The organism is Streptomyces racemochromogenes (assembly GCF_044129415.1).
GTDB classification, from domain to species: Bacteria; Actinomycetota; Actinomycetes; order Streptomycetales; family Streptomycetaceae; genus Streptomyces; species Streptomyces racemochromogenes_A.
Genome location: NZ_JBBDHD010000161.1, coordinates 1 through 12,837, shown reverse-complemented (window position 1 = coordinate 12,837; position 12,837 = coordinate 1). Strand labels below are relative to the sequence as shown.

The following is a 12,837-nucleotide window of genomic DNA, read 5'->3' as shown; positions in this document are numbered from 1 at the left end:
CCACCCCCCCCCCCCCCCCCCCCCCCCCCCCCGCCCCCCCCCGCGCCCCCCCCCCCCCCCCCCCCCCCCCCCCCCCCCCCCCCCCCCCCCCCCCCCCCCCCCCCCCCCGCTTCGGCGTGCTGTGCGCGGGCGCGGTCACGGCGCGTGAGCCGAGTGTCCGGATGCTGAACACGGAACGTCCGATAAACGGACGGTCGGCAGACTGGGCGCATGAGTCAGAGCACCATCACGCCTCCCGAACTGCGGCCGTCCGCGCCCGGATCCCCCCTCGGCAACGGCCTCAAGCAGCGCCACCTCTCGATGATCGCCCTCGGCGGGGTCATCGGCGCCGGCCTCTTCGTCGGCTCGGGCGCCGGCATCGCGGCCGCGGGGCCCTCGATCGTGCTCGCGTACGCGGCGTCCGGTCTGCTGGTGATGTTCGTGATGCGGATGCTCGGCGAGATGTCGGCGGCCGACCCGGCGTCGGGCTCCTTCTCGGTGCACGCCGAGCGGGCGATCGGACCCTGGGCCGGGTTCACGGCGGGCTGGATGTTCTGGACCCTGCTGTGCGTGGGCGTGGCCATCGAGGCCATCGGCGCGGCGCACATCATGACGGGCTGGTTCCCGGGCACCCCGTCGTGGTTGTGGGTGCTGGTGTTCATGGCGCTGTTCTGCGGCAGCAACCTGGGCGCGGTGCGCAACTTCGGCGAGTTCGAGTTCTGGTTCGCCGCCCTGAAGATCGGTGCCATCGCGCTCTTCCTGGGCCTGGGCGTGCTCGCCGTGTTCGGTCTGCCGCCCGGGACCTCCTCCCCCGGCGCCGCCAACCTGGCGCACAACGGCGGGTTCCTGCCGGGCGGGGTCGACGGGCTGCTCGTCGGCGTGCTGGCCTCGGTCGTCGCGTACGGCGGCCTGGAGACGGTGACCATCGCGGCGGCGGAGTCGGACGACCCGGTGCGGGGCGTCGCCAAGGCCGTGCGGACCACCATGTGGCGGATCGCGATCGTCTACGTCGGCTCGATGCTGGTGATCGTCACCCTGCTGCCCTGGAACGACCCGGCGGTCACCGGCGTCGGCCCGTACGCCGCGACCCTGGACCACCTGGGCGTCCCGGCGGCCGGGCAGGTCATGAACGCCGTCATCCTGGTCGCCCTGCTGTCCGCGATGAACGCCAACATCTACGGTTCCTCGCGCATGGCCCACTCGCTGGTCTCCCGGGGCCAGGGGCCCGAGGCGCTGGGCAGGGTCTCGGGCGGGGTGCCGCGCCGGGCGGTGCTCGCCTCCTCCGGATTCGGGTTCGTCACCGTCCTGCTGTCGTACTGGTATCCGGACACCCTGTTCGCCTGGCTGCTGAACATGGTCGGCGGGGTCATCCTCATCGTCTGGGGCTTCATCGGGGTCTCGCAGCTGGTGCTGCGCCGGCGGCTGGAGCGGGAGGCCCCCGAGAAGCTGACCGTCCGGATGTGGGGCTTCCCGTACCTGACGTGGGTGGCGCTGGCCGGGGTCGCCGGGGTGCTGGTGCTGATGGCCGTGAGCGAGGACACCCGTCCGCAGGTGCTGTTCACCGGCGGGCTCGCGGTGGCCCTGGCGGCGACCGGGTACGTGGTGCAGCGCCGGGCGGCGGGCCGGACCTGACGGCCCGGCGGCCCCCGGCCCCCAGCTCCTCTGAGGCGGATCCCGTGTGCGGTACGGGATCCGCCTCTCTTCGTCCCCGGGCGACCCCTCCGCGCATGCCGCAATAGATACTGCTAGCGTGCAGTTGCGCATTAATTGCAATAAGCGATTGGCACGCCGAGGGGACCTGACACACGCATGGCCATCTACACGCTTCCCGAGCTTCCTTACGACTACGCGGCGCTCGAACCGGTGATCAACCCGCAGATCATCGAGCTGCACCACGACAAGCACCACGCGGCCTACGTCACGGGCGCCAACACCACGCTGGAGCAGCTGGCGGAGGCGCGCGAGAAGGAGAACTGGGGCGCCCTCAACGGGCTGGAGAAGAACCTGGCGTTCCACCTCTCCGGCCACATCCTGCACAGCATCTACTGGCACAACATGGCCAGCCCGAAGACCGGCGAGGGCGGCGGCGAGCCGACCGCGGCGGACGGGGTGGGCGACCTCGCCGACGCGATCACCGAGTCCTTCGGCTCCTTCGAGAAGTTCAAGAAGCAGCTGACCTTCGCGTCCTCCGCGACGCAGGGCTCCGGCTGGGGCGTGCTGGCGTACGAGCCCGTCAGCGGCCGCCTGGTCGTCGAGCAGGTCTACGACCACCAGGGCAACGTGGGCGTGGCCAGCACGCCGATCCTGGTCTTCGACGCCTGGGAGCACGCCTTCTACCTGCAGTACAAGAACCAGAAGGTGGACTTCATCGAGGCCATGTGGAACGTCGTCAACTGGCAGGACGTGGCCCGCCGCTACGCCGACGCCAAGGCGAACACCCCGCTGCTGATCCCCGTCAAGGGCTGAGCGGCACCCCCGGGCCGCCCGCCTCGTGATCGTCTTCTCAGCCTTCGCGTGCGGGCGTGTGAACGGAAGACCCCCGTGAGGACGTGACTCACGGGGGTCTTCTGTGTGCGGGTCTTCTGTGTGCGGGGGCGCGGACTACTCGAAGGAGGGGCCCTTGGTGCGGGTGCGCTTGATCTCGTAGAAGCCCGGGGTGGAGGCCACCAGCAGGGTGCCGTCCCACAGGCGGGCGGCGGCCTCGCCGCGCGGGGCCGGGGTGACGACGGGGCCGAAGAAGGCGACCTCCTCGCCGTCGGCGCCGGGTACGGAGATCACCGGGGTGCCGACCTCCTGGCCGACGCGCTCGATGCCGTCGTTGTGGGAGTCGCGCAGCACCTGGTCGTACTCGTCGGAGTCGGCGTAGGCGAGCAGTTCGGCCGGCAGGCCCACCTCCTCCAGGGCGTCGGCGATGACCTCGCGGGTCGCGCCGCGGTCCTCGTTGTGGATCTTCGTGCCGAGAGCCGTGTACAGCTTGCCGGTGACCTCCTCGCCGAACTTCTGCTGGGCGGCGATCACCACGCGCACCGGGGCCCAGCCCTTGGGGCCGAGGAGCTCGCGGTAGCGCTCGGGGAGCTCGTCGAGCTTGTTCTCGTTGAGCACGGCCAGGCTCATCACGTGCCAGCGGACCTCGACGTCACGGACCTTCTCGACCTCCAGCATCCAGCGGGAGGTCATCCAGGCCCAGGGGCAGAGCGGGTCGAACCAGAAGTCGACCGGGGTCTTCTCGCGCACCTGGGTGTCGGTCATGTCTCTCCTCGCGTCGCATCGCATCACATCGGGCGTCTCTGAGCGTGTTCCTTCTGGCCAACCGGGCCGGAACCCCACGCATTCCCTCCGTGGGAGGATTCGACCGACGAAGCGATCACGCACGAAGAGATCCGCACGAAGGAGTGCCACGTGCCCGGTGAGAATCTGTCCCGCGACGAAGCCCGCGCGCGGGCCGAACTGCTGTCCGTCGACGGGTACGAGGTGGTCCTCGACCTGAGGTCCGCGGTGGACGAGGCCGAACCGGCCGAGGGCCCCCGGACGTTCCGCTCGGTGACGACCGTGCGGTTCCGTGCCGCGGTCCCCGGCGCCTCCTCGTTCGCCGACCTGATCGCCCCCTCCGTGAACGCGGTCACCCTCAACGGCCGCGCCCTGGAACCCTCCGCCGTCTTCGACGGGGCTCGGATCGCCCTGGACGGCCTGGCCGCCGAGAACGTCCTGGTCGTCGACGCGAACTGCGCCTACAGCCGGACCGGCGAGGGCATGCACCGCTTCGTCGACCCGGAGGACGGCGAGGTCTACCTCTACACCCAGTACGAGCCGGCGGACGCCCGGCGGGTGTACGCGAACTTCGAGCAGCCGGACCTGAAGGCGCCCTACCGCTTCGAGGTGACCGCCCCCGAGGGCTGGACGGTGTGGAGCAACGGCGCCGAGGAGTCCCGCGAGGGCGGGGTGTGGCGCTTCGCCGAGACCGCGCCGATCTCCACGTACATCACCTGTGTGGTGGCGGGCCCGTACCACTACGTCACGGACACCTACACGCGCGGGGACCTGACGATCCCGCTGGGCGCGATGTGCCGCAAGGGGCTGGCGAAGCACTTCGACGCGGACGACGTCTTCCTCGTCACCAAGCAGGGCTTCGACCTCTTCCACGAGATCTTCGACTACCCCTACCCCTTCGGGAAGTACGACCAGGCCTTCGTGCCCGAGTACAACCTGGGCGCCATGGAGAACCCGGGCATGGTGACCTTCCGCGAGGAGTACATCTTCCGCGGCAAGGTGACGCAGGCCTCCTACGAGCGGCGCGCGAACGTCATCCTGCACGAGATGGCGCACATGTGGTTCGGCGACCTGGTCACCATGAAGTGGTGGGACGACCTGTGGCTGAAGGAGTCCTTCGCGGACTTCATGGGCTCCTTCGGGCTGGTCGAGGCCACCCGCTTCGACCAGGCATGGGTCACCTTCGCCAACAACCGCAAGGCGTGGGCGTACCGGGCCGACCAGCTGCCGTCCACCCACCCGATCACGGCCGACATCCGTGACCTGGAGGACGCCAAGCTGAACTTCGACGGGATCACCTACGCCAAGGGCGCGGCCGTCCTCAAGCAGCTCGTCGCGTATGTGGGCCGGGACGCGTTCCTGGACGGCGCGCGGCGCTACTTCAAGGCGCACGCGTACGGGAACACCACCCTGGACGACCTGCTGTCGGTGCTCGGCGAGGTCTCCGGGCGGGACATGGCCGAGTGGTCGCGGGCCTGGCTGCAGACGGCCGGCGTCAACGCGCTGACCCCGCAGGTCACCACGGACGCGGCCGGGCGGCTGACCGAGCTGGCCGTGGTCCAGGAGGGCGACGAGCTGCGTCCCCACCGGGTCGCGGTGGGCCTGTACCGGCTGGAGGCCGACGGTTCGCTGGTGCGCTACGCGCGCGCCGAGGCCGACGTGGCGGGCGTGCGCACGGTGGTCGGCGAGCTGGCCGGGCTGGAGCGGCCCGGCCTGGTCCTGGTCAACGACGACGACCTCACGTACTGCAAGATCCGCTTCGACGAGGCCTCGCTGGCCACGCTCCGCGGCCACCTGGGCGACCTCACCGACCCCCTGGCCCGCGCCCTGTGCTGGTCGGCGCTGTGGAACCTGACGCGGGACGCGCTGATGCCGGCCCGGGACTTCCTGTCGCTGGTGCTGGCCCACGCGGGCCGCGAGAGCGACGTCGGCGTGCTCCAGCAGCTGCACGCGCAGGCGCTGAGCGCGGTCACCCACTACGCGGCGCCCGGCTGGCGGGAGCAGGGCGGCCGGGAGCTCGCGGCGGGCGCGCTGCACGAGCTGCGGCTGGCCGAGCCGGGCTCCGAGCACCAGCTGACCTGGGCCCGCTTCTTCGCGGCGAGCGCGGCCAGCGAGGGCGACTTCCAGCTGCTGCTGGGGCTGCTGGAGGGTTCGGCCCGGATCGACGGGCTGGAGGTGGACCAGGAGCTGCGCTGGGACTTCCTGCTGCCGCTGGCCGCGCACGGCGTGGTCGACGAGGCCGTGCTCGCGGCCGAGCTGGTCCGCGACGACACCGCCTCGGGCAAGCGGCACCAGGTGCGCTGCCTGGCGGCGCGGCCGTCGGCGTCGGTCAAGGACCAGGCGTGGGCGGTGGTGGTGGAGTCGGACGCGCTGTCGAACGCGCTGGTCGAGGCGACCATCAGCGGCATGCAGCAGTCCTCGCAGCGGGAGCTGCTCGCCCCGTACGCCGGGCGGTACTTCGAGGTGATCGAGCGGGTCTGGGCGCAGCGTTCGATCCAGATCGGCATCGACGTGGTGAAGGGGCTGTATCCGATGCTCCAGGACTCCCAGGCCACGCTGGACGCGACGGACGCCTGGCTGACGGCCCGTCCGGACGCGGCCCCGGCGCTGCGCCGCCTGGTGCTGGAGTCCCGCGACGACCTGGCCCGGGCCCTCCGCGCCCAGTCCCGCGACGCGTAACCCTCCTGGTCCCGTTCCGCCCCGTCCGGCAGCCGCCGGGCGGGGCGGTCCGCGTGGCGGCGATGGGCTATCGGCAGTCGAACGTCCGTACTTTAGCCCCGTCTTGTCCGGATTTGTCGACGAGCGTGTAACAGGCGTTAGCAAGGCCATGGCCTGAGGGAATCACCGCGTCATGAACCAGAACGCACCCCTCCCCCTCGCCCACCTCACCGCCAGCCGCCCCCGCGTGCTGACCCTCGCCCAGCTGCGCGAGCACGGCGTCAGCGCCGCCGAGGCCGCCGGCCGGCCGTGGCAGCAGGTGCTGCCCGGGGTGTTCCTGCTGCACTCCGGTCCGGCGACGAGCGAGGAGCGCCTGCACGCCGCCCTCCTGTACGCGGGCAAGCGCGGCAACGACGAGGCCATGATCACCGGGCTCGCCGCCCTCGCGCTCTACCGGTTCTCCGCCGCCCCCGCCCTGCCCTCCCTCCCGCACATCGACGTCCTCGTCCCCCACACCCGCCGGCTGCGCTCCACCGGCGACGTCCGCGTCGTGCGCACCCACACCCCGCCGCGGCCGCTGGAGGTCACCGGGGTGCCCGTGGCCCCGGTGGCCCGGGCCGTCGCGGACGCCGTCGCCCAGCTCGACGACGCCGACGCGGTGCGCCGCATCCTCAGCGAGGCCGTCCGCGCCGGCCACTGCGAACCGGCCGCCGTGGTACGGGAGCTGACGGTGGCCCGGCTGCTGAACCGGCCGCACGTGGTCGAGGCCGTCGAGTCCCTGCTCGCCGAGGGCCGGGCCATCGCGGAGGACCGGCTGTACCAGCTCGTACGGGGCTACGAGCTCCCCGAGCCGGTCTGGAACGTGGACCTGCGGCTGCCCGGCGGCCCGCACCTGGGCGGGGTGGACGCGTACTGGCCCGAGGAGGCCGTGGCCGTCGAGATCGACACCCGGGCCCCGCGCCAGGGGGAGGACGAGGACTGGGCCGAGGCCGTCCGCAAGCGGGAGACGCTGGAGCGGCTCGGCGTGACCGTCCTCCACCTGACCCCGCGCAAGCTGCGTGACTGGCCCGAGCAGCAGGCCGCGGTGGTGCGGACCGCCCTGACGGCGTCCTGCGACCGCGAGCCCGCCGCCTACCTGGTCGTCCTGCCCCGGTGAGGAGCGCCCGGGAGGGCCGGGTTCGCCGGGGAGTACTCGGGGGCGCTCCAGCGCAGCCGGCCCGGATGCAGGCTTTCCACCACCGCCTCCACCCGGAACCGGACGCTGCGGCTCCCGTCGGCCCCGTACCCGGTCCGGGCCCGCCCGCTCAGCTGGAGCAGACCGCCGCCCTCCCAGTCGGGGAAGAGCAGTCCGGCCCGCTCGTCGAGGGCGAGGTTGCCCAGGGTCAGGAACATCGCGTTCCCCGGATAGTCCGGCCACCGCAGCTCGGTGGGCGAGAGCACCTCCACGAAGCCCGGCATCCCGCCCCGGTGGCTCGCGTCGGCCCCGCCCGCGCCGGCGGTGGTGGCGACGAAGAAGGTGTCGGCCGCGCGGACGGCCCGCTCCTGGTCCGGGGTGAGCTCCGCGGAACGCCGTACGATTCCGGGCCCCTCGGCCACCCGCTCCAGCGGCTGCCGCTTCTGCAGGTACTTCGGGCAGTTGGAGAAGACCTCCTCGGCCGCCACCGCGAAGCCGCCGTCCGTCACCGCGAGGGTCCCGTTGAGCCGCATCCGGCGCCGGGTGCGCGGGTCCAGGGCGATCGTGCCGACCCGCGTTCCGTCGGAGGCCAGCGCACCGGCGAGGGGGTCCCCGTCCGGCAGGCCGCCGCGGACCGCCATCCGGTCCGGGCCGGCGGCCCGGACGAAGCCGGGCGGGCCGGTGAGCAGCGAGGCCCACAGCCGTCCCGCGCCGTCGGCGGCGCCGACGACGAGGTGGGGCTGGAGGGCGAGGAAGGCGGCCGCCACGTCCCGGATGCCCGGGCCGATGGAGCGGCCGACGTGCTCGGCGAGCTCACGGACGCCGACCCGTTCCTGGACGGCCAGCGAGCCCTGGTGGTACCGGTCCATGACGACCCTCACTTCCCGATTCTCTAGAAGAAACCGCAGGTGGGAGCGGATTCGACGGGTGCGGGAGCCCCCTCGGCGCCGGTGGGCACGGAGATCTCCAGGCGGGTGCCGTCCGGGTCGTGGAAGAAGATCCCGCCGGAGGCCGCCCCCTCGCGGTGGGCGACGACGCCCTCGTAGGCGAAGTCCACGCCCAGGCCGCGCAGCCGGTCCTCGTACGCCCGGACCTCCTCGATGGTGCCGGCGGAGAAGGCGAGGTGGTGCAGTCCGGCCGCCTGCGGTGCGTACCGGTCCTCCGCCTGCTGCCAGAGGGTGAGGACGAGCTCCCCGTCCCGGCCCAGGAAGGCGAAGCGGCGGCCTTCCTCCTTGCCTTCGCCGAGGAGCCCGAAGCCCAGGGCGTCGCGGTAGAAGGCGAGCGAGCGCTCCAGGTCGGTGACGTTGAGGCCCACGTGCCCGGTGCGCAGGGTGCCGACGGTGGTGGTCATGAGGGTTCCTTCCCCGAGGAATGGCCGGTCCGCCCGGCGTTCTAACCTTCTAAATCGAGATTAATGGTTAGAGCCCGGAGCGTCAACCGGCCACGTACCCTTGAGGGGTTAGCGGGTACGAGGAGGCGGACATGACGGCAGTACCGACGACGGACCCCCGTCCGCTCACCGGGGAGCCGCTCGCCCTCGACCTGGTGAACACGCGCTGGAGGCCGGAGGGCGTGCCCACCGACCTCTTCGCCGGGGCCTTCGGCCTGAGCCGGCTGGAGGGGCTGGCCCTCTGGCTGCGGAGCACGGGACTGGACGACCGCTTCCGCGTCGACAAGTCGACCCTGGTCCACCTGCTGACCGCGCGCGAGGCCCTCGCCCGCGCCGTCGCGGACCCGGCCGACGCCGGCGCCCGCCGGCTGGTCGACGCCGTGCTGGAGCACGGCCGCATCCGGGCCACCCTCACCGACGAGGGCCCGGGCGAACGGGCCGAGTTCGACGACCCCTCCTGGGGACCCGCCTGGACCGCGGCCCGCAACTACCTGGAACTGCTGGGGTCGGCGCCCGACCGGATCCGCAAGTGCGCCTCGGAGACGTGCATCCTGCACTTCCACGACACCTCGCGCAACGGCACCCGGCGCTGGTGCTCGATGGCCGTCTGCGGCAACCGGGCCAAGGCCTCGCGCCACTACGCGCGCACGCGCGAGCGCTGAACGGTCGGAATCTGTCACACCGGGGGTGAGAACAGCCCCCGACACACCCCCGTTACAAGCCTTGTAAGTCGATAAATCGACTACCTGACCGCCGCAGGTCGCCCCGGCTTGCCCCGGCATGTCCCTCCTGGCGGAAACTCCGCCCTGGCGGGTGTCCGCCATGTCAGGTCTCGGTCAATGACAACCCTCCCCAAACAGCTGTCACTTGCGCAAAGCTGACCGGTCATCCGGCACCGAAATCCGGACCGTATCGATCTCTAGCCAGGGATGCTGATGACCCTCGAATCCCCCAGCTCCACCGGGGCCATACCCGGCGCCCGGCGCGCGGCCCGCGTCGCGGCGGCCGCGGGCCTGGTGGCCGCGCTCTGCGCCACCGGCGCCGTACCCGTCTTCGCGGCGACCGGCGACGCCAACCCGTCGGCCCCGGCTCCGGCCAAGTCGGCCGACCAGAAGCTCGGTTCGGCGGACGCCGAACTGCTCCAGGAGGCCAAGGCCAAGGGTGACGCGACCGTCACCGTCATGGTCGCGACCGCGCCGGGCCAGACCAAGCAGGTCTCCGACCAGCTGCACGCCGTCCAGGGCGCTTCGGTGGGCCAGACGTACGACAAGCTCGGCTACGTCCGCGCCACCCTCCCGACCGACAAGGCGGAGGCGGCGCTGAAGGCGGCCGCCAAGCTGGAGTCGGTGCACGGCATGGACCTCAAGCAGGAGATCCAGCTCCCGGACCCGCGCCCGGACTCGGGCAAGGACGGTGCGGGCCAGAAGACCGCCGCCGAGACCTACCCCGGTCCGGACGCGAACACCCCGGCGAAGAACCCGTACAACCCGTCCTTCGAGACCGGCGCGGTGGACTTCGTCCAGAAGAACCCGCAGGCCGACGGCCGCGGCGTCACCATCGGCATCCTGGACTCCGGCGTCGACATCGCCCACCCGGCGCTGCAGAAGACCACCACCGGCGAGCGCAAGATCGTCGACTGGGTCACCGCGACCGACCCGATCCTGGACAACGACGCCACCTGGCGCCCCCAGGTCACCCCGGTCACCTCCACCGGCGGCACCTTCACCGCGGGCGGCCAGAGCTGGAAGGCCCCCGAGGGCTCCTTCCAGTGGAGCCGCTTCAGCGAGTCGATCACCGCCACCGGCGACATGAAGGGCGACGTCAACCGGGACGGCGACACCACCGACAAGTTCGGCATGCTGTACGACCCGGTGGCCGGCACCGTCCGCGTGGACACCGACCAGGACGGCGACTTCACCAACAACGAGCCGATGAAGCCGTACAAGGACGGCTACCAGATCGGCTACTTCGGCACGGACAACCCGGCGACCGACGTCGCCGAGCGGATCCCCTTCGTGATCCAGATCCGCAAGGACGTCCCGATGGACCCGTTCGGCGGGGACTGGGTCGGCAAGAAGGCCGACTTCGTCAACATCGGCATCATCGAGTCCGAGCACGGCACGCACGTCGCGGGCATCACCGCCGCCAACAGCCTCTTCGGCGGCAAGATGAACGGCGAGGCGCCCGGCGCGAAGATCGTCTCCTCGCGCGCCTGCTCCTGGTCCGGCGGCTGCACCAACATCGCGCTGACCGAGGGCATGATCGACCTCGTCGTCAACCGCGGCGTCGACATCGTCAACATGTCGATCGGTGGTCTCCCGGCGCTGAACGACGGCAACAACGCCCGTTCCGAGCTGTACAAGAACCTCATCGACACCTACGGCGTCCAGCTGGTCATCTCGGCGGGCAACGAGGGCCCCGGCGTCAACACCATCGGCGACCCCGGCCTCGCCGACAAGGTCATCTCCGTGGGTGCCGCGGTCTCCAAGGAGACCTGGGCCGCCAACTACGGCTCCGGCGTGACCAAGAAGTACAACATGTTCCCCTTCTCCTCGCGCGGTCCGCGTGAGGACGGCGGGTTCACGCCGACCATCACCGCCCCCGGCGCGGCCATCAACACCACCCAGACCTGGCTGCCCGGCGGCCCGGTCAAGGAGGCGGGCTACAACCTGCCGGCCGGCTACTCGATGCTCCAGGGCACCTCGATGTCCTCGCCGCAGGCGGCGGGCGCCAGCGCCCTGCTGATCTCGGCCGCCAAGCAGGCGAAGATCGCCCTGCCCCCGGCCAACCTGCGCGTGGCGCTGACCAGCACCGCAAAGAAGATCGACGACGTCCCGGCGCACGCCCAGGGCGCGGGCCTGATCGACGTCAACAAGGCCTGGGAGTCCATCCAGCGCGGCGCCAAGGCCAACGAGTTCACGGTCAAGGCCCCGGTCGACACCGCGCTCGACCAGTTCCTGAAGACCCCCGGCTTCGGCACCGGCCTCTACGACCGCGAGGGCGGCCTGAAGGTCGGCCAGAAGAAGGTCTACGACGTCGTCGTCACCCGCACCACCGGCCCGAAGTACGGCACCCGCCACAACCTCAGCTGGCGCAACAACGACGGCACCTTCAAGGTCGTCGGCGGTGGCGGCTACGACTACGTCACGCTGCCGCTGAACAAGCCGGTCACCATCAAGGTCGAGGCCAACGTCAAGTCGGCCGGCGTCCACAGCGGCATCCTGCAGCTCGACGACCCGACCACCGAGGGCATCGACAAGCAGATCCTGGCCACGGTCGTCGCCTCCACCCCGCTGGCGCAGCCCTCGTTCACGCTGTCGGACACCTCCTCCGTGCAGCGCAACAGCCACAAGTCGTACTTCGTGACGGTCCCGCAGGGCGCCAAGACCCTTGAGGTCGCGCTCGGCGGTCTCGCCGCGGACAGCCAGACGCGCTTCATCTCGATCCACCCGTACGGCACGGGCGTCGAGGACAGCGCCACCACCCAGTGCTACCCGAACTACAACAACCCGGCCAACAAGTGCCGCCCCGACCTGCGCTCCTACGACAACCCGCAGCCGGGCGTCTGGGAGATCGAGGTCGAGTCGCGCCGTACGTCGCCGCTCCTGGACAACCCGTTCAAGCTGGACGTCTCCGTCCTCGGCGCGGGCTTCGACCCGGCGGTCAAGGTCCTCCCCGAGGTCAAGCAGGGCGCCCCGGCCCCGGTCCAGTGGACCGTGACGAACACCGGCGCGGCCATCTCCGGCGGCAAGCTCCAGGGCGGTCCGCTCGGCTCCGCGAAGGCCGACAAGCCGACCATCGCCGCCGGCGAGACCAAGACCACCCAGGTCACCATCGGTGAGGGCGTCTCCCGTCTGGACGTGGGCATCAACCACACCTCCGACGCCGGCGCCGACCTGGACCTGGAGGTCTACAAGGACGGCGTGAAGGTCGCCTCCTCGGCCGACGGCGACTCCGACGAGTCGGTGAGCCTCGACAAGCCCGCCGCCGGTACCTACACCGTCAAGGTGATCGGCTACGCGGTCCCGTCCGGCTCCACCACGTACGACTACCGCGACGTCTACTTCTCGTCCGCCCTGGGCACCGTCCAGGTCGACGAGGCCGCCGCGGTCAACCTCGCCAACGGCGCCTCCGCGCAGGTCTCGGCGAACGTGCTGGTCTCCGGCGCGGCCCCCGAGGGCCGTCAGTTCTTCGGCCAGGTCCAGCTGCTCAACGGCCGCGGCACCGCCGCCGGCACCGGCAGCGTGCAGATCGACAAGGTCACCCAGTAAGGGCGTGACCTGAACGCATGACGGAGGGGGGGGGGGGGGGGGGGGGGGGGGGGGGGGGGGGGGGGGGGGGGGGGGGGGGGGGGGGGGGGGGGGGGGGG

The 12,837-nt window shown here is 71.7% G+C and carries 9 protein-coding genes; 6 read left to right on the top strand and 3 right to left on the bottom strand.

What is annotated here, in order from left to right; genetic code table 11:
* Nucleotides 1-210: 210 nt before the first annotated feature.
* Nucleotides 211-1,611 (top strand): amino acid permease, encoded by a 1,401-nt coding sequence (locus WDV06_RS33330; RefSeq protein ID WP_395513557.1) that lies wholly within the window; start codon nt 211-213, stop codon nt 1,609-1,611.
* A 177-nt stretch (nt 1,612-1,788) separates the two neighbouring features.
* Nucleotides 1,789-2,445 (top strand): superoxide dismutase, encoded by a 657-nt coding sequence (locus WDV06_RS33325; RefSeq protein WP_045946311.1) that lies wholly within the window; start codon nt 1,789-1,791, stop codon nt 2,443-2,445.
* Nucleotides 2,446-2,580: 135 nt separating this feature from the next.
* On the opposite strand, the gene WDV06_RS33320 is transcribed toward WDV06_RS33325, so the two are convergent.
* Nucleotides 2,581-3,228, bottom strand: coding sequence for a mycothiol-dependent nitroreductase Rv2466c family protein (locus tag WDV06_RS33320; protein WP_395513556.1), 648 nt, complete (start codon nt 3,226-3,228; stop codon nt 2,581-2,583).
* Between the two features lie 150 nt (nt 3,229-3,378).
* Here WDV06_RS33320 and pepN point away from each other — a divergent pair, with 150 nt between their 5' ends.
* Together pepN and WDV06_RS33310 are read left to right on the top strand one after the other, a co-directional pair.
* The gene (gene pepN, locus WDV06_RS33315) at nt 3,379-5,925 is read left to right on the top strand and encodes an aminopeptidase N (protein WP_395513555.1); all 2,547 of its coding nucleotides are present in this window, start codon (nt 3,379-3,381) and stop codon (nt 5,923-5,925) included.
* A gap of 172 nt (nt 5,926-6,097) precedes the next feature.
* The gene (locus WDV06_RS33310; RefSeq protein WP_395513554.1) at nt 6,098-7,060 is read left to right on the top strand and encodes a hypothetical protein; all 963 of its coding nucleotides are present in this window, start codon (nt 6,098-6,100) and stop codon (nt 7,058-7,060) included.
* Here WDV06_RS33310 and WDV06_RS33305 read toward each other — a convergent pair.
* Nucleotides 7,036-7,947 (bottom strand): pyridoxamine 5'-phosphate oxidase family protein, encoded by a 912-nt coding sequence (locus WDV06_RS33305; protein ID WP_395513558.1) that lies wholly within the window; start codon nt 7,945-7,947, stop codon nt 7,036-7,038. The two genes, WDV06_RS33310 and WDV06_RS33305, sit on opposite strands and share 25 nt — an antisense overlap.
* A gap of 23 nt (nt 7,948-7,970) precedes the next feature.
* Nucleotides 7,971-8,429: a VOC family protein gene (locus WDV06_RS33300; RefSeq protein ID WP_395513553.1), complete on the bottom strand. Its 459-nt coding sequence runs from the start codon at nt 8,427-8,429 to the stop codon at nt 7,971-7,973.
* Between the two features lie 131 nt (nt 8,430-8,560).
* Between WDV06_RS33300 and WDV06_RS33295 the strand changes: the two genes are divergently transcribed.
* Nucleotides 8,561-9,130 carry a CGNR zinc finger domain-containing protein gene (locus tag WDV06_RS33295; RefSeq protein WP_395513552.1) on the top strand — a complete coding sequence of 190 codons (570 nt, stop codon included), beginning with the start codon at nt 8,561-8,563 and terminating at the stop codon, nt 9,128-9,130.
* 273 nt (nt 9,131-9,403) lie between these two features.
* On the top strand, nt 9,404-12,739 hold the full coding sequence (locus WDV06_RS33290; RefSeq protein WP_395513551.1) for a S8 family serine peptidase: 3,336 nt from the start codon (nt 9,404-9,406) through the stop codon (nt 12,737-12,739).
* Nucleotides 12,740-12,837 lie beyond the last annotated feature (98 nt).